This is a genomic window from Tenacibaculum sp. 1B UA (assembly GCF_033978845.1).
Lineage (GTDB): Bacteria > Bacteroidota > Bacteroidia > Flavobacteriales > Flavobacteriaceae > Polaribacter.
In genome coordinates this window covers 486,582-504,086 of sequence record NZ_JAKVUA010000001.1, presented here as the reverse complement: position 1 = coordinate 504,086, position 17,505 = coordinate 486,582, and the positions used below count along the sequence as shown (strand labels likewise).

Annotated in this window: 17 protein-coding genes; 7 read left to right on the top strand and 10 right to left on the bottom strand. The window is 32.1% G+C overall.

Features of this window, described 5'->3' with window-relative positions; all coding sequences use genetic code 11:
- The first annotated feature begins 16 nt into the window (after nt 1-16).
- A complete protein-coding gene (locus MK851_RS02430) occupies nt 17-2,482 on the top strand; it encodes a DUF5686 and carboxypeptidase regulatory-like domain-containing protein (RefSeq protein ID WP_320241096.1) in 2,466 nt (821 codons plus the stop codon).
- An 82-nt stretch (nt 2,483-2,564) separates the two neighbouring features.
- On the opposite strand, the gene MK851_RS02425 is transcribed toward MK851_RS02430, so the two are convergent.
- Nucleotides 2,565-2,753 carry a hypothetical protein gene (locus MK851_RS02425; protein ID WP_320241094.1) on the bottom strand — a complete coding sequence of 63 codons (189 nt, stop codon included), beginning with the start codon at nt 2,751-2,753 and terminating at the stop codon, nt 2,565-2,567.
- Nucleotides 2,754-2,757: 4 nt separating this feature from the next.
- Entirely contained in the window at nt 2,758-3,534 is a 777-nt protein-coding gene (locus MK851_RS02420; protein WP_320241092.1) for a hypothetical protein, read from the bottom strand.
- Between the two features lie 460 nt (nt 3,535-3,994).
- On the opposite strand from MK851_RS02420, the gene MK851_RS02415 reads away from it, so the two are divergent.
- The gene (locus MK851_RS02415) at nt 3,995-4,237 is read left to right on the top strand and encodes a MoaD/ThiS family protein (RefSeq protein ID WP_320241091.1); all 243 of its coding nucleotides are present in this window, start codon (nt 3,995-3,997) and stop codon (nt 4,235-4,237) included.
- 113 nt (nt 4,238-4,350) lie between these two features.
- On the opposite strand, the gene MK851_RS02410 is transcribed toward MK851_RS02415, so the two are convergent.
- Genes MK851_RS02410 through recO form a run of 3 tightly spaced genes read right to left on the bottom strand, consistent with a single transcriptional unit; the run spans nt 4,351 to nt 7,833 of the window.
- A complete protein-coding gene (locus MK851_RS02410; protein ID WP_320241089.1) occupies nt 4,351-4,632 on the bottom strand; it encodes a DUF3817 domain-containing protein in 282 nt (93 codons plus the stop codon).
- An 11-nt stretch (nt 4,633-4,643) separates the two neighbouring features.
- Nucleotides 4,644-7,109 (bottom strand): TonB-dependent receptor domain-containing protein, encoded by a 2,466-nt coding sequence (locus MK851_RS02405; protein WP_320241087.1) that lies wholly within the window; start codon nt 7,107-7,109, stop codon nt 4,644-4,646.
- 1 nt (nt 7,110) lies between these two features.
- Entirely contained in the window at nt 7,111-7,833 is a 723-nt protein-coding gene (gene recO / locus MK851_RS02400; RefSeq protein ID WP_303505261.1) for a DNA repair protein RecO, read from the bottom strand.
- A gap of 92 nt (nt 7,834-7,925) precedes the next feature.
- Between recO and MK851_RS02395 the strand changes: the two genes are divergently transcribed.
- Complete coding sequence (locus tag MK851_RS02395; protein WP_320241085.1) at nt 7,926-8,396, top strand: CYTH domain-containing protein; 471 nt, start codon at nt 7,926-7,928, stop codon at nt 8,394-8,396.
- Between the two features lie 56 nt (nt 8,397-8,452).
- Here MK851_RS02395 and MK851_RS02390 read toward each other — a convergent pair whose 3' ends face one another.
- The 3 genes from MK851_RS02390 to MK851_RS02380 form a co-directional block, all read right to left on the bottom strand.
- Nucleotides 8,453-11,068 carry a zinc-dependent metalloprotease gene (locus MK851_RS02390; protein WP_320241083.1) on the bottom strand — a complete coding sequence of 872 codons (2,616 nt, stop codon included), beginning with the start codon at nt 11,066-11,068 and terminating at the stop codon, nt 8,453-8,455.
- Nucleotides 11,069-11,221: 153 nt separating this feature from the next.
- Nucleotides 11,222-11,863: a PAQR family membrane homeostasis protein TrhA gene (gene trhA, locus MK851_RS02385; protein WP_320241081.1), complete on the bottom strand. Its 642-nt coding sequence runs from the start codon at nt 11,861-11,863 to the stop codon at nt 11,222-11,224.
- Nucleotides 11,835-12,626, bottom strand: coding sequence for a lysophospholipid acyltransferase family protein (locus MK851_RS02380; protein ID WP_413788378.1), 792 nt, complete (start codon nt 12,624-12,626; stop codon nt 11,835-11,837). The genes trhA and MK851_RS02380 overlap by 29 nt, the downstream gene beginning before the upstream one ends.
- A 172-nt stretch (nt 12,627-12,798) precedes the next feature.
- Between MK851_RS02380 and trpS the strand changes: the two genes are divergently transcribed.
- The 4 genes from trpS (at nt 12,799) to MK851_RS02360 (ending at nt 15,023) form a co-directional block, all read left to right on the top strand.
- Nucleotides 12,799-13,767 carry a tryptophan--tRNA ligase gene (gene trpS, locus MK851_RS02375; RefSeq protein ID WP_320241079.1) on the top strand — a complete coding sequence of 323 codons (969 nt, stop codon included), beginning with the start codon at nt 12,799-12,801 and terminating at the stop codon, nt 13,765-13,767.
- A gap of 274 nt (nt 13,768-14,041) precedes the next feature.
- A complete protein-coding gene (locus MK851_RS02370; protein WP_320241078.1) occupies nt 14,042-14,164 on the top strand; it encodes a hypothetical protein in 123 nt (40 codons plus the stop codon).
- A gap of 91 nt (nt 14,165-14,255) precedes the next feature.
- Entirely contained in the window at nt 14,256-14,561 is a 306-nt protein-coding gene (locus MK851_RS02365; RefSeq protein WP_320241075.1) for a DUF6370 family protein, read from the top strand.
- A gap of 279 nt (nt 14,562-14,840) precedes the next feature.
- Entirely contained in the window at nt 14,841-15,023 is a 183-nt protein-coding gene (locus tag MK851_RS02360; protein ID WP_320241073.1) for a hypothetical protein, read from the top strand.
- A gap of 73 nt (nt 15,024-15,096) precedes the next feature.
- Here MK851_RS02360 and MK851_RS02355 read toward each other — a convergent pair whose 3' ends face one another.
- Nucleotides 15,097-16,137 (bottom strand): NADP(H)-dependent aldo-keto reductase, encoded by a 1,041-nt coding sequence (locus tag MK851_RS02355; protein ID WP_320241276.1) that lies wholly within the window; start codon nt 16,135-16,137, stop codon nt 15,097-15,099.
- A 156-nt stretch (nt 16,138-16,293) separates the two neighbouring features.
- Complete coding sequence (locus tag MK851_RS02350) at nt 16,294-17,481, bottom strand: phosphoglycerate kinase (protein WP_320241071.1); 1,188 nt, start codon at nt 17,479-17,481, stop codon at nt 16,294-16,296.
- Between the last annotated feature and the right edge of the window lie 24 nt (nt 17,482-17,505).

The following is a 17,505-nucleotide window of genomic DNA, read 5'->3' as shown; positions in this document are numbered from 1 at the left end:
CAACAACCAACTGACTATGAAAAATATAACTACATTTTTATTTTTAGTATGCTCTTCAATTGCTTTTTCTCAAATTACAGGAAAAGTTACCGATACTAAAAACCAGCCTCTTTCTTTTGTAAGTGTATATTTAGAAAATACTATTACAGGTACCACAACCAACACAAAAGGTGACTACGAATTAGCTTTTAACTCAACAGGAGAGCACACTGTAATATTTCAAATGCTAGGGTATAAGACTCTAAAAAAAACTATTGAAATCAACTCTTTCCCTTTTACTTTAAATATTACATTACCCGAAGAAGAGGTTACTTTGGATGAAGTAATTATTTCTTCTGAAGAAAATCCTGCTAACAAAATTATTAGAAATGCCATTGCTAGCAAGGCAAAAAACACGGATAAGTTTGCTGAGTATACTGCCGACTTTTATTCTCGTGGTTTGTTTAAGGTAAAAGATTTCCCCAAAAAATTTTTAGGACAAGATATTGGTGACATGGGTGGCGGATTGGATTCTACCAGAACAGGTATCGTTTACCTGTCTGAAACCGTCTCTAAAATCTCATTTCAAAAAAGACCTAAAAACTTTAAAGAGCATATTATAGCTTCAAAAGTTAGCGGACAAGACAACGGTATTAGTTTTAATCAAGCAGAAGAAGTAAATTTTAACTTTTATGAAAACTCTTTTGATTTAGGTGACGTTAAGGTAGTTTCTCCTATTGCAAATGGTGCCTTTGGCTATTACAACTATAAACTAACGGGTGTTTTTTATGATAAAAATGGAACACTAATTAACAAAATTCAACTTTTACCAAAACGTAAAAACGATCGGGTTTTTAGTGGGTTCATCTATATAGTTGAAGATAATTGGGCTATTTATGGTGCGGATGTTATTGTCACTGGTGCACAAATAAGCTTGCCTATTGTAGATTCACTACATATTAAACAGAATTATAATTTTTCTACTAAAAACAAAGCTTGGGTGCCCGTTACGCAAACCATAGATTTTAAAGCTGGGCTTTTTGGGTTTCATTTTAACGGACGATTTTCTGCTGCTTATTCTAACTATAATTTTAATCCTAATTTTACTAAAGACACTTTTGGTAACGAGGTTCTTTCATTTGCTGAAAATGCTACTGAAAAGGATTCAACATATTGGAAAAAAATTCGTCCTGTAACTTTAACTTCTGAAGAAATATCGGATTACAAATTAAAAGACAGCATAAAAACCATTCGAAAATCGAAGAAATATTTAGACTCTATAGATACCAAAAATAATAAGTTTAAACCGTTGGATATTCTTTCTGGTTATACTTACCGAGATTCTTACAAAAAGTGGTCGATAAGCACTTCTTCTCCTATTGAAAATCTTAACTTTAATACGGTGCAAGGATGGAATTCTTCTTTAGGTATTAACTACCGAAAATCATTGAACAAAAAAGGAAAACATTTTAGTATTGGGGCTGATATTAATTATGGTTTTTCAGAGAAAAAAGTGCGTCCTACAGCCAACTTTAACTATCGTTGGAATAATACTACACGACCCATTTTAATGATTTCTGGAGGAGTTACCACACCACAATTCAACTCTAAACAACCTATTTCTAAGTTTTGGAACACGATAAGTTCTATTGGTTTTGAACGAAACTATTTAAAAATTTATGAAAAGACATTTGCCAAAACAACCTTTTCACAGGAAGTAACGAACGGAATACGTATGTTCTCTTCTTTAGAGTTTGCAGATAGAAAGCCTTTATTTAATACAACTGATTATGTAATGTTTCCGCAAGACAATGTAGACTACACTTCTAATAATCCGCAAGATCCTGCTGATTTTTCAACAGGTTTTACGCCGCATCAAATGTGGACTTTTTCTTTAGGAGCAAATATTAGTTTTGGTCAAAAGTACTTATCATATCCTGATGGAAAATATAACGTTCCTAATAGTAAGTATCCGTCGCTGTATATTGGTTATCAAAAAAACTTCGGGTCAGGAAACTCTGAATGGAATTCAGATGTAGTTTTTTCTCAACTATATCAACAAATCAATTTGGGTAATTGGGGTGAGTTTGCTTACAAAGTGAAAGGAGGTGTGTTTTTAGAGAAAAAAGACATTCCGTTTATAGATTATGCTCATTTTAACGGAAACCGCTTGTTAATAGCCCCAAAAGACAACTATTTGAACAACTTTTATATGCTTCCGTATTATAAGTTAAGTTCTAATGATAAATACGCTGAACTTCATGGAGAATATAATTTTAAAGGAGCATTATTAAGCAAGGTTCCTTTGTTAAATAAACTTAACTTTCATCTAGTTACTGGAGCAAAAGGACTATTTACAGCAGGCAACAAACCTTATTCTGAATTTGCTATTGGTTTAGATAATGTTGGCGTTGGAAAATGGCGTTTTTTACGTGTAGATTTTGCTCGCTCTTACTTTAATGGAAAATCTGAAAATAGGATTGTTTTCGGGATAAAATTGTAATAATTATTTTTCTGAAAAATAGCAGAAAAGAAAACCAACTATTTCTATCAGTAATTCTTTTCTACTATATTGTAATCACATTCTATAAATTTTTCTTTTTGTACATTTTGCACAAAATATACGTAGCTGAACCTAATATATAAAAATCAACTACTAATTTTCCTACTATTGACAACCAATCTAATTCTTTAAATTCTACGGCTACGCAATATAAATCATAAAAAGAAAACAATGTAATTGCAACAACAGGTACAAGCCAGTATTTTTTCATAAACCTATGGAATTAGAAGTAACGGAATATTTATATCATCTGGAAACTTTATTTCAAGTTTTTCTTTTTGCAAAAATGGAACTTCTATTGTTTCATGAACTCTTACCTCGCTACAAGCTGCTATAATATTATAAGTAGACCATCCTTTAGCTGCAAAAAAACCTATCGCTGCTGGTAAAGATGCTCCTCCTGTTGCAATTGTAACCCCTGCAAATATTGCTGTTACAACCAAAGTTCCTACAACTGCTCTTCCACAGCCACTACCTCTGGCTTGTAATAGTTTACTCGAAACTAATTGATTGTTTAACACTAAATACTTATATACTTCTACATAATAAAAAAGCACATCAGCATCTTGTCGGTTTTCAATTGAAAATCTTGAATATAATTTAGAATATAAGTCAACATCATTAATATTCTCAATCGCCCATTCAGCCATGCTAATTAGTTCGGGGTTTAAACCATATTGTAAGAACAATTTTTCTACATCATTTTCTAATACATATTTATAATTTACATCATAAACATCATCTACATATTCTTTCATTATTTGTTCTTTAACATAGATTTCTTCTTCTGGGCCTACCTCTATTTCGTCCCTGTAACCAAAGCTATATTTCTTATTAATTGACAAATCATCAAACTTTTGTTTTATCCCTTGATGTATGTTTTTTAACCTGTCAGAATTCATAACACTTTCTGCCTCTTTTAATATAGGCTTTTCCTCGGTACAACTAATAATTGTTGAAAGCATTAAAAATAGAATTAAATATCTTTTCATTTTTTTAATTTTTAATTTTTATTAATAAATATCCATACTCTATCTATAAATAATTAAGAGTATAGTCAATTTTACAAAACAAAAAGAAAAATGTGCGCAATTTTATAAACATTCTTCTTCTTTTACTAGCTAGTAGATAATACTAAAAAGTGATCAAATTTTTAGTATTACCTTCCTCAAACATATAAAATTATTTTTTAACAAATGTTAAAGCCTATCAGGGGAAACCCTGAGTTGGCACCATTTTCTTCTCAGGGTTTCCCCTAATTTAGTTTTTTTTTACATTGATAATCAGTGGCTTGTGATAAATGTTAAATCTTTGTTAAATTCAGTGTTTATAAAAATTAGTGGTATTTTTATGTTTTGAAACCGACATGTTTAAAATCATTATTAAACACACAACGAAATGATTATTTTAAACATCAAAATAAAGGACCGTTGATAAAAATAAAATAAACACATGAAAATAAGCATTCTATTTTTCGGTATAGCTACAGACTTGATTGATAGTTCTTCATTAGAAATTGAACTTCCTAACAAAAGTACTATTGCTAGTTTTAAAAAGTTTCTTGTAGCAGAATTTCCTGAGCTACAAAAAATGAGTTCGTATGCTGTGGCTATTAACGAAAGTTACGCTACAGATGATGTACTTATACAAGAAAATGATGTAATCGCAATTATTCCTCCAGTTAGCGGAGGGTAATTTTCGCAATGAGTAAATGAATCAATTATTTAATGTAGCAATGAGGGTTTTTGTTTCGACTTCGCTCAACAAACTACTTTAGTTGGTTTTTACATTACTACATTGAAAAAACACTAAGCTGTTCCCTTTTTTAAGTATTTACCAACGAAAAATGTTCCGAAAGGTAAAATAGAAAGTAAACAAACAATTCCGAAAGTTTTACCGTTCCAATTTAGCTCGTACTTTAGCATAATAGCTAATACGATATAACCAACAAATAATAATCCGTGAGGCATACCAAGCATTTTAACATACTCTGGATTTCCTTGTAAGTATTTAATTGGCACAGCAATAAAAAGTAATAAAATGTAAGATATCCCTTCTAATAAACTTACTAACTTAAAAAAATTAATCATTTGTATTTTACTTAAAAATTGGTTAGCAAAGATACTGAAATATTACGTCCTGCAGCTGAAACTCCCGACGCAAATTCTTTATAATGCTCATCAAATAAATTAGACAATTGAGCTTGTAAAGCAATGTTTTTGGTAAACTGATATTTCCCATACAATCCAACAGTCATCCAGCTAGGAGTTCCATAATATTCGTTAATATCTTCAGTTGCATTAGGATTCACAATTGGTGTCTGTTCATGGTTATCAATCCCTTCTGTTATGTTATAATCTGAAATATCTTTTTTAGCATTAAAAACTAAGTTGGCTCCACCTTCTAACTTCTTGCTTACGTAACTTACATCAAAACGACCAAATAATGGTGGAATAGACGACATTGGTTCGTTGGTATCATAAGTTTTTCCATACGTATAGGTAACAAATCCTGAAGTATTCCAATTTCTATGTAACTTTCCTTGATAACTTACTGTAGCACCCGTAACATAAGCTGTTCCTTTATTAACATTAGCTACAATAGCTCCTTCTTCTCCGTCATACTCAATAGTTGAGCTTCCATTCAACTCAAAACTCTCTCTATAAATATAATTATTCAACAAAGTATAATACACGTTAGCTCCAACTCTAAACTTTCTATTATTAAAGTATTTTTGAACTCCAATTTCAGCATTATATGCATGTTCTGGTTTTAATTTTATATTGGGTATTGTTACTTTTCCATTTTTCTCTCTTATTTTTCCTACGTCGTCAATATTTGGTGATCTAAAACCAGAAGATAACACCGTATTTAATTGCCAAGTTTTATTTGGTTTGTACACATACCCTATGGTTGCTGTTAACGATTGATTATCTAGTTTTATATCATTTTGAGGAATATCTATAAACGTTTCATCAAGCCATTTTGCTTTCAACACAGTATTGGTACCTCTAATTCCTGTGTTTAATGTTGATTTATCATTAATATCTTGACGATAATCTACATAAAAAGCTGAACTTAAATAACTGCTTCCTCCATCAGGATATCGAGATTGCACGGTAAAATCATCATCAAAACCAATAATTTTATTACCATTAACACGCAATGTTTTCCCATAAGAATTTGATGCTACATCATTGTAAGTAACTTCTACTCCATACCCTAAATTCCTTCTTTTAGCTAAGGGTATTGTAAAATCTCCATTCAAACTAAAAACATCTACACTTTCATTTCTGTAAGACCTATCTAAGCTTCCATACTTTCGTTGTATACGACTTTCTTTTATGTTTTGATACGCTAAAGTTATTGTACCATTATCCATCCATTTTTTCTTAGGATTGATAATTAACTGCGGAGATATTAACAAACGTTCTTGAGGTCCGTAATACCATTCAGCAAACTTTAAGCTTCCACTTTTCAACTCTGTTAACTTATCAAAACGGGGAATGTTTGAAGAGGTTGAATATTGTAAGTTTAATTTAAAGTCTGTGTTTTTTGAAAAAGGAACATAAAACTTTTGCAATACATCTGTTTGACTGTAACCTGTATTTCTTTGTAAGTTGTGGTCAGAATTAACAACCGGTGTCTCGTTATAAAAAGTATTAGTATTATTAGAGTAAAAAGGTACTTTTCCCCAGTTTTCAAAACCATGAGAACGATTTTCTCCCATCTTTAAATCTCCAAAATTACTATGAGCTACACTTGTAAAAGATGCCCATTTTTTAAATCTTAACTCAGCAGAAACTACATTAGTTATTTCATTATTTGCTGAACTATATCTTAAAAATGTATTTCCTTTAACTTCACTTCCTTTTTTTGATAACTTCGGAGTTTTGGTATAGTAGTGAATTACCCCACCTAATGCATCAGAACCATAAATTACTGATGACGGACCAAAAACAACTTCTGTTCTATCTAATAAATTTGGAGCTACTGTAATTGAGTTTTGTAAGTGTCCTTTTCGGTAAATTGCATTATTCATACGAACACCATCAACTACCAAAAGTACTCGGTTACTTTCCATTCCACGCAAAACAGGACTTCCTCCTCCAAACTGTGATTTCTGAACTTTAATTCCTGGTACACTTGCTAATAAATCTGCTGAAGTCTGTGGAGATAGTTTCTCTATTTCTTTTGAAGAAACCACTGCTATTTGCTCTGCAATTCGATTGGTTTTTTCTCTATTTTTAAAAACTGAAACAACTACCTCATCTAACTGCTCAGAGTTTTTTGATAAAAAAACGTGGTAGTTATTCTTTTTTATTGCTGATTTTTTTTCTTGATATTCTGCATACGACACGTGTGCAAACGTAAGCACCTCATTTTTTTTAAAATTAGAAACATCTACTTTCCCAAACTCATCACTTACTGCCGATGTTACTTTGCTTTTATTAAACACTGCAACAGCCTCTACAGGCTTACCTGTTTCAGCATCAATAACAGTAATAGTTTGAGAAAAAATTGTGGTAATAAATAATAAAAAAAATACAGTAATTCTTTGCTTCATATTAATTAAATACGGTTTCTAAAACATCTAATGACTTAGGTTCTCTAAATCCCTCCAAATGTAATTCATAATATTGAACTATAATTCGGAGAATAATTTGTCTTTCTTTTTTTGAATAAGAAATTGAATTTATTGCATCAAAATTTATGCCTAATATACCTTTAAAAAGAAGTAATTTTTTTCCCGATAGAGTTAGCTTTTCATATTCCGTATCGGTAAAACCTCCTTCTAATAAATTAAAGGCTAATCTATCAATATTGGTCGTGTCTGGATAAAAGCCAAGATACCTAGATAAATTCAATAAAAACAATATATGAAAGTTTGCTACTTCACCATGTGTGTCTAACCAAATTAAAGAAGTTTCAATATAACTATATAAAGGATTGTTTTCTTCTTCCTCTTGAAGGATATACGATAACACTTCTGATAAAAAAAGTACAATGGTTTGTTTAACTACGGAAGTATGAATAGTTTCATACGAATGAATTACTTGCACTTCTTTAATAGAATGTAATGAACTTTTATTGCTATGGTTTGCAGTAAGATTTAACTGTGTTAATGGTTGAAAGTGTGCAGGTTTTAATTTTCCTTTTTTTGATTTTAGCACACCTTTTATCATATACGATTTTACTCCTTCTTGTAAAGTAAAACATTTTACAATTAAACTGGTATCTCCATATTTAAGAGAGCTTAAAACAATGGCCTTTGTAGTTATTAATGCCATTTAATCAAGTTTAACTATTAAAATCATTAATCAAAGATATTCAATAATATCAACAAAAATGGTACATTCGTATAAATTTGATTCCGTTTTGTATGGCTATAGAAATAGAGCGAAAGTTTTTAGTTAAATCCACAGATTTTAAGAAAAAAGCTTTTCAAAAAAACTACATAAAGCAAGGTTTTTTAAATTCAGATAAAGAGCGCGTAGTACGAATTCGAATTAAAGACAGCACAGGTTTTTTAACTATCAAAGGAGCTTCTAACACTAACGGAACTACTCGTTTTGAATGGGAAAAAGAAATTGACAAAAAGGAAGCTGATACTCTTTTTAATTTATGTGAAAAAGGAATTATTGAAAAGTACCGTTATTTAGTAAAAGTAGACAGTCATACTTTTGAAGTAGATGATTTTTTGGGAGAAAACAACGGTTTATTAGTTGCCGAAGTAGAACTAGAAAACGAAAACGAACACTTTACAAAACCTGAATGGCTAGGTGAGGAAGTTACCGGAATAGCCAAATACTACAATTCTAACTTAAGCAAATTCCCTTATAATAAATGGTAAAAAAACTGCTTGAAAATATTTCAAACAGTTTTTACTCCCCTAATAAAACTCTTTTCTTATTTTTTAAGAATACTAAGAGTTTTTATTTGTTTTCCTGATTGGATTTTTAATAAATACATTCCTTCTCTTTTAATTACACTATCATCAATTAGTATAAATGTAGATGGTGATTGAATGTCTTTACTGTGTATATGCCTTCCCAATAAATCATACACATCTAATCGTATGGCTCCATCTTTAGAAAGACTAGAAACATCAATTTTAGTTTGTGATATAAATGGATTGGGGGTTGCAGAAATAATTCCACTATCATTTAACTTTTCATCACTAGGTCCCACAACTCCACTTCTTGTTACTGTTGTAATTGCCGCATTTGCCGTTTTATTGTAAGCGTAATCTGTCAACGTATAAGATTGTCCATCACTTGCAACCGAAATATGGAACCATCCATAGTGCGGATTTCCATTTATTTTAAAAGTAAACCCAATAAAACCAGTCTTCCCATTCCACGATGTATAATCAGAAGAACTAACCGTATAAGGATATGAGTTTGCTACAAAATTACTTGGTGCTCCAACCGAAACACCTTCTGCTAAATAGGATGCATTGCTAGTCGTACTTTCACAAACAATATCTTTATTATAGGTTTCTAATCGTACAGAATTGCTAGTATACCAAGCTCCATAATCAGTATCGTCTCCTACTTCAATTCTAAAAAACTTCCAAGGGTCATTTGAGGTTACCGTTAGGTCATCTATGTTAACATATACTACATCATCATTTGTGCTACAAGGCTCACATGAACCACCACAATCAACTCCTGTTTCATCTCCATTTTGAATGCCATCATTACAAGTTGATCCTCCATCCCAAACTTTGCTTCCTGCCTTAATGGCTCCATAAGGCTCTGTACTATATGCATAATCTAACAAACTATACGAAGTCCCATTATTGTTAACACTAACTCTGAACCAACCATAATTAGTTTTTCCTGGGTATAACTCTAATTGAAAACCTATGTAAGTGGTTTTACCATCCCAGGAAGTGTAACTAGCATCTCTAATTACATGTAAATCAGGATATCCTCCTCCATCTACCCAAGAACTTTGCTCATCAATTACTGTATTTAACTCAACTGGTTTTACATTTCTAGTTCCTGATTGACATATTAATGCTTTTTTATACGTCTCTAATATCAATGAACTATTTTCATAAAACGTTCCAAATCTATTATTACTAGCACCATTTATTGTAAAAAATATCCAAGTACTTCCTGAATTAGCCGTGTAATCTTGATTATCAAAATACACCACTTTATAAGAATCATAAAAAGAGAAATTAAACGTTACTTTATCTGAGTTTAAAGAGGATGTTCCTCCTGAAATTGCTGCATTTTTAAAGGTAATTGTACCTGTTGAATTATCAGATTTAGCATGATTTAATGCTTGACCTGTAAATTTTACATTTAACTTTTGATTATCTACTACCGTAATTTGTGCTGATACCCCTTGAGGTAGACTTGTATCAAAATGTGTTCCTTCAAATAAACTTCCAGAACTAACGGTAAAAGCACCTCCTTGAAGCGTAACATTTTTAGCTTCATTAACTATCGCTCCATTATTTGATAAGGCTTCTTCCACTATTGGACTATCTACGACTAAAGACGCTCCTGTTAAATCTACCCCTGTAGATGTTAAGTTAGCTGGTTGCCATAAAGGTTTACGTGCTGGATGTTGTAATGCCGTGAGCATTCTATCTATTTGTCCTTGAGTAAACATTTTTCCACAGCCAGCAGCGGCGTCATAGCCCATATAATTTTCATAATTAATTAAATTACCACAATCACTAGCACCAACGGTACAGCCATCATCTCCAGAATTAGAATCTTCTTTTGGCGTATCGTCTACATAGTCTCCATTTGGATCGTTACATCCACCTTCAAACGTGTGTATAAGGTTTAACCAATGACCAAATTCATGTGTTAATACCGAAGCAAATTCTTTATTTGTATTACCATGAATATAACGCCCATTATAAACCACTCTAGCGGTATTATTATCAGACATCGCTGTATTAGGGTACCATGCAACTCCAGAGTTTGTCGCACTTCCATCAGCATACAAATCTCCCATAATGTATACATTCATATACTTATAGTTATTCCAAGCATCGGCTGCTATTTGGGCATCATAACCTGAACCATTTCCATATCCAGCTTTTTCTGGATGAAATACAACACCATTGGTACTACCTCCATTAGGGTCTATTTTTGCCAAAGCAAATCGAATACTAAGAGTACCTCGTCTTCCTGAAAAAATGGGATCAACAGTATTGAAGTCATCATTAAGCCCGTTGAAATCCTCGTTCAGTTTATCTAACGCAACTTCTATTTTTTCATAAGTTACGGTTTGCCCATGTTGAACTGAACCATAAACATGTACAACCACTGGAATGGTATAGGTCTCTTCTGCTCTATTTAAAAGCGAAATTTGTTTTTTTCTAACTACATTTTTTGTGTAGTTATTAAATTTGTCAAATTCTTTTTTTGATTCAGGGTATTTTAAAAATACCTTTTGATTTTCACTTGTAACCTTACAGTCTTGAGCCAGCATAGCTTCAACACAGAAAAACAACAAAAAGAAGAAGGGTAACAAAATAATTTTTTGTTTCATAATTGATTGATTTTAAATTACTTAAAACAAACCTACAGTTATAAAACAAATCAACTTAATACAATACTAACCAATACAGGCAATAAATTACCTATTAGCATTATTTTAACTTTAAATTTACAGATATTTATTTTTTTTAACAGTAAAACAAAATTAATCAATATAAAAAATCGCTAAAAAATGACTTAAACTTCCTAATAACACAAAAACATGGAAGGTTGCATGGCTATATTTCAATTTTTTAATGGAATAAAAAATCGCTCCAACAGTATAAAAGATCCCACCAAGAAAAAGATATAACAACCCTTCTTTTGATAAGTTTTCCATTAAAGGCTTTATTACAAAAACAACTTGCCATCCCATTAGCAGATATAAAGCTGTTGACAATTTATCGAACCGTCCAGTAAAAAAAAGCTTCAATATAACACCAGTAATAGCAAATAACCACACAAAAACAAACATATACCAACCCAGTTTTGGTGGCAGTACAACTAAACAAAAGGGCGTATACGTTCCGGCAATTAATACATAAATAGCAGCATGATCAAAAATATTAAGCCTCCGTCTAAGTTTAGGTTCTTTAGACGCATGGTAAAAAGTAGAGGCTGCATATAGAATTACTAAACTCAATCCGTAAATACAAAAACTAGCTACTTTCCAGAAGCTATGATAACTAAGTGATTTTTGTACAAGAAAAGGAAAAGCTACAATACTAAGCAGTAACCCAAATCCGTGGGTGAGTATATTTAACTTTTCTTCTTTTTCACTATAATGGTGATTTAAACTCTCGCTCATTGTTTAGTCGATTGGTATCTTTCATATACAACTCATCATTTATCAATTCATTGTATATCACATTATATGTTTGCTCTTTAAGCTTTTTCTTATCCCCTGCAACTAAGTATTCTGTTTCAATAAATTCACATTGCTTAACTCTTAGTGTTCCTGGACTGCCTTTGAAAAAATCCCAAGAAAATAAACGTTTTCCATCATAATACACTTGTGGTACAATAGGTATTTGATGTTCTATAGCTAAACTAAATGCCCCATTCTTAAACGGTGCTAAAACGATATTTTCAGCAGGCACTAACCCTTCAGGGAAAATAGCAACACTTGTTCCATTTTTTAATCTGCTATGGGCTTGTTCATAGACTTTTTTTCTACTTTCTAAATCACTTCTATCAACTACAATTACTACTTTTTTATAAAAAAAACCAAAAATTGGAAACTTTGCTAATTCTTTCTTTCCTACAAAAACTATTGGATTTTTACTCATAGCTATTAAAATCCATGGATCTATAAATGACGCATGATTAGCACAAAACATATAACTTTTATTTCGATCTAGTTCTTGATCTTTTTCAACTTTTAATCGAAACCCCATCCCATAAATTAAAAAGAAGGCCCAAGCTCTCACTACTTTCCAAAAAACTGGATAATATTTTTCATCTGAAGTTAAAACCAGCATAAAAGGTGCCATTAACAATATTGAAATTACAATTAACACATAGAACCAAACACGCCAAATAAACCGAACAGGAAAAAATATATACTTCAAACCTTTTTAATTATAATCAACTACCTAACCTTATACTTCTTTTTCTCAAGAAAACTTAGTAACAAGGTTCCCCTAAGATGCGAATGTAGTAATTTCTTTTGTTTGATAAATTTTAAGCTTATTTTTGCTCACTTAAGCAAGCACTTATTTAAAAACATTTCAAAACAGACTTATGTCAAGAATTTTAACAGGAGTACAAAGTACAGGAACCCCACATTTAGGAAACTTATTAGGAGCAATTTTACCTGCAGTTGAAATGGCAAATGATTCAAAAAACGAATCATTTATTTTCATTGCCGACATGCATTCTTTAACCCAAATTAAAGATGGAAATGAATTGCGTGAAAACACCTATAGTGTTGCGGCTACTTGGCTTGCTTGTGGTCTTGACATTAACAAAACCGTGTTTTATCGTCAAAGTGATATTCCTGAAACTACTGAGTTAACCTGGTACTTAAGTTGTTTTTTTCCTTTTCAACGTTTAACCTTAGCACATGGTTTTAAAGATAAAGCTGACCGTTTAGCTGACGTAAATGCTGGTTTGTTTACTTACCCAATGTTAATGGCTGCAGATATTTTATTATACGATGCTGAAGTTGTTCCTGTTGGAAAAGATCAGTTACAACATTTAGAAATGACACGTGATGTTGCTAATAGGTTTAACAATATTGTTGGAGAAACTCTAGTTCCGCCTCAAGCTAAGATAAATGAAAACACGAAACTAGTTCCGGGAGCTGATGGTGAAAAAATGAGCAAATCTCGAAATAATTTCATCAATATTTTCTTAGCAGACAAGAAATTACGTAAACAAATTATGGCTATTCAAACAGATAGTAAAGCTTTAGAAGACCCAAAAGATCCAGATACTGACAATGTATTTGCATTATATAAATTATTAGCTTCAGAAGAGCAAATAGCTGAAATGCGTGCTAATTATGAAAATGGAGGCTATGGATACGGACACGCTAAACAAGCACTTTATGAATTAATTGTAGATAAATTTGCTGATGTTCGTGCTAAGTATAGTCACTATATGGAAAACCGTCATGAAATTGACGAAGCTTTAGCTATAGGAGCAGAAAAAGCTCGTGTAATTGCAAAAGATGTACTACAAAGAGTTCGAGGTAAAATAGGATATTAATTAGATATAACCCCTTAATAAATAAGTCCTTCTATCTTTAAAAAATTAGGAGTATATCCCTGTTAAAAATGGGAAATAGGCAACCCTGTTAGATTGTGTTTTTTGATAATTTTACACAACTATTAACCCAAACTAACATATTATGCCACATTATGCACAAGGAACAACAGGATGGACAAAATTAAAAGGCTATCAAGCTTTATGAGATCCTAAAATTGATTTAGGTAAATTTTACTTTACGACATTTCAGGGGAAAAGACAGGAAACTCCATATATGACAGCAGATAATTTCGCAAGAGTGATTGACATTCTAAGAAATGAAACTCCTGTTTACGGAAACGCAACTACTGGCTCTGTAACCACACAAAGTGAACTTGTTGGTGAAGAAGAAAGTTAGGAGGTTATAAATACCATAATTAACCCAACTTAACCCAACCCAGAATAGATTTATTCTGGGTTTTTTGTGCTTATTTATGTATATTTAACCTATGAAAAATATACTAATTTTTGCACTCTTTGGAATTGTTGCTTGCAGCTCCCCTAAAGAAAAGACACAAATCGTAGAAGCCTCTTGCGGGCAATGTAAATTTGGTTTAAATAGCCAACAAGGATGTGATTTAGCCATAAAAATTGACCAAAACGCCTATTTTATTGACGGTGCTCACATAGATGATTTTGGAGATGCTCACGATAAAAATATTGGTTTCTGTAATGTAGTTAGAAAGGCAGAAGTTACTGGGAAAGTTGAAAACGGAAGATTTAAAGCTACCTCTTTTAAAATAATAGAGGAATAGATTTTAGATACAAAGTTTAGAAAACAGATAAAAAAACCGAAGTAAGCTTACTTCGGTTTTTTGTTACTCCTTCAAAAACCTTTTCATTTTTATAATGATTCACTTTGCTATCTCATCAAAAGCACTCCAGCAGAATCAAGTCCCTGATTTCGTGAATATTCCCAATAAAAATGGTATTTTTAAACTCATTAAAATTCTTTCGCGAGAAAAATAGACATAAACCTTGAGTGTCTATAAAATGTTCAAGGATTTAATCAAATTAATTAAATCGTTATTATTATGAAAAAACAAATTTTAAATCTAGGAAAAAGATTAAGCAGAAAAGATCAAGAAGAGATTAAAGGTGGTAGAGCATTTTTTGATTGTGAAGATTTTTGTCGCTCTAGTTGGAGAGATAGAGATTATTACATACAAGATCAAATAGAAAATTATGGTTTAGATTGGTCTCACTGTGTTTGTTAGTATCAAAATGCATTGATATAAAAAGACGCCTAAAAATATTTTTAGGCGTCTTTCATTTTAACCCTTACCCTAACTATGGCACTGGATTTGGAATTGCTTTATGCACAGCTTCTATCTCAGCTAAAATAGCATCAGACAATTCAATATTAATAGAATTAATATTTTCTTTTAACTGACTCATCTTCGTAGCTCCGATAATGTTACTCGTTACAAATGGTAACTGATTAATATATGCTAGCGATAGCTCCGTCAACGTTAATCCGTGTTTATTTGCTATTTTTTGATATTCTAAAACCGCTTTTTCTGAGCCTTCATTTTTATATCGTGCGATAAAGCGTGGAAATAAGGTTCCTCTCGCTCCTTCAGGAGTTTTTCCATCAATATACTTTCCTGTTAATACTCCTTGTGCTAACGGAGAATACGCTAACAAACCAATATTTTCTCGCATAGAGACTTCAGACATTCCCACTTCATACCCTCTATGAATTAAAGAATACGAATTTTGAATCGTTACCATTCTAGGCAAATCATGTTGTTCTGCTGTTTGTAAATATTTCATCGTTCCCCAAGGTGTTTCATTAGATAAACCAACGTGTTTTATCTTTCCTTGTTTTACAAAGTCATTCAAGGTTTCTAAAATCTCTAAGTGCTTTTCAGCTTCTTCTGTTGAAGTTTTATACGGATAATCACGTACTCCGAAACAATTCACCCCACGATCTGGCCAATGTAATTGATACAAGTCGATATAATCTGTTTGTAGACGTTTTAAGCTATCTTCAATTGCTTCGCCTATATTCTTCCTATTAAAACCACCTGTTCTAATATGCGCCGTATAATCACCACCTCCAGCAATTTTAGAAGCCAACACTACTTTCTCTCTGTTGCCTGTTTTTTTAAACCAAGAACCAATAATTTTTTCTGTTGCTCCGTATGTTTCTGGTGTTGCTGGAACTGAATATAATTCTGCAGTATCAAAAAAATTCACCCCTTGTTCTAAGGCATAATCCATTTGCTCGTGACCTTCTGCTTCGGTATTTTGTCGTCCCCAAGTCATAGTTCCTAAACATATTTTAGAAACTTTAATATCTGTAGTTGGTAGTGTTGTATATTTCATCATATTCTGTAATTGTTAAAGGTGTTATTATTGATTTATTTAATAAAACAACAACGGTCATTTCGAACTTGAGTGCAACGGAAGTGAGAAATCTTAAAAAACGTAAGTTACTATCTTGAATGAGGTTCCTCCTCGTACCTCGTTCGTAATGACGAATTATTTTAAAATTGCTTCAATTCCTGGTAAGGTTTTTCCTTCTAACATTTCTAACATCGCTCCTCCTCCTGTAGAAACATAACTTACTTTATCAGCAAATCCAAATTGTTTTACTGCAGCAACCGAGTCTCCTCCGCCTACTAACGAGAACACTCCGTTTTTAGTAGCTTCTGCTATCGCATTTCCTAAACCAATCGTTCCTTGTGCAAACTTTTCCATTTCAAAAACCCCTAGAGGCCCGTTCCATAAAATAGTTTTAGATTTTGCAATAACTTCTGCAAACTTCTCCACGGTTTTAGGTCCGCAATCTAATCCCATCCATCCATCAGGAATTTCATTCGTATCCACCACTTGTGTATTCGCATCGCTTGAAAAAGCATCTGCAATAATCGCATCTACTGGTAAATGAATTTCTGTATTATTTTCTTTAGCTTTAGCTAAAATTTCTAACGCTAACGCTAACTTATCATCTTCTACTAACGAATTCCCTATCGTTCCTCCTAAAGCCTTGATAAACGTAAACGTCATTCCACCACCTACAATAATATGATCTACTTTTTCAATAATATTTTCAATCACTCCTATTTTAGACGACACTTTTGCTCCTCCTAAAATAGCAGTTACTGGTTTTTCTGAGTTGTTCAATACTTTATCAATGCTTTCAATTTCTGTTGCTAACAAATTTCCGAAACATTTATTCTCTGGAAAAAATTGTGCAATAATTGCAGTGGATGCGTGGGCTCTGTGAGCAGTACCAAAAGCATCATTTACATACACATCTCCTAATTTAGATAACTGTTCAGCAAAAGCAACATCTCCTGCTTTTTCTTCTGGGTAAAAACGTAAGTTTTCTAACAATAAAACTTCTCCACTTTTTAAGTTTGCCACAGCTTCTTCAACTGTTGAACCGATACAATCGTCCACAAATTTCACTTGTACACCTAATACTTCTGTTACACTACTAACAATATGACGTAACGAAAAATTATCTTCTTTAGCTTTTGGGCGCCCTAAATGTGACATTAAAATACAACTTCCTCCATCTTCTAGTATTTTAATAATGGTTGGTTTTGCTGCTTGAATTCTTGTATTGTCAGTTACTTCAAAAGTATCGTTTAAGGGTACATTAAAATCTACACGGATTAACGCTTTTTTATTTTCGAAATTGAAATCGTTCAATGTTTTCATCTAAGTTGTGTTCTTTGTTTCAGC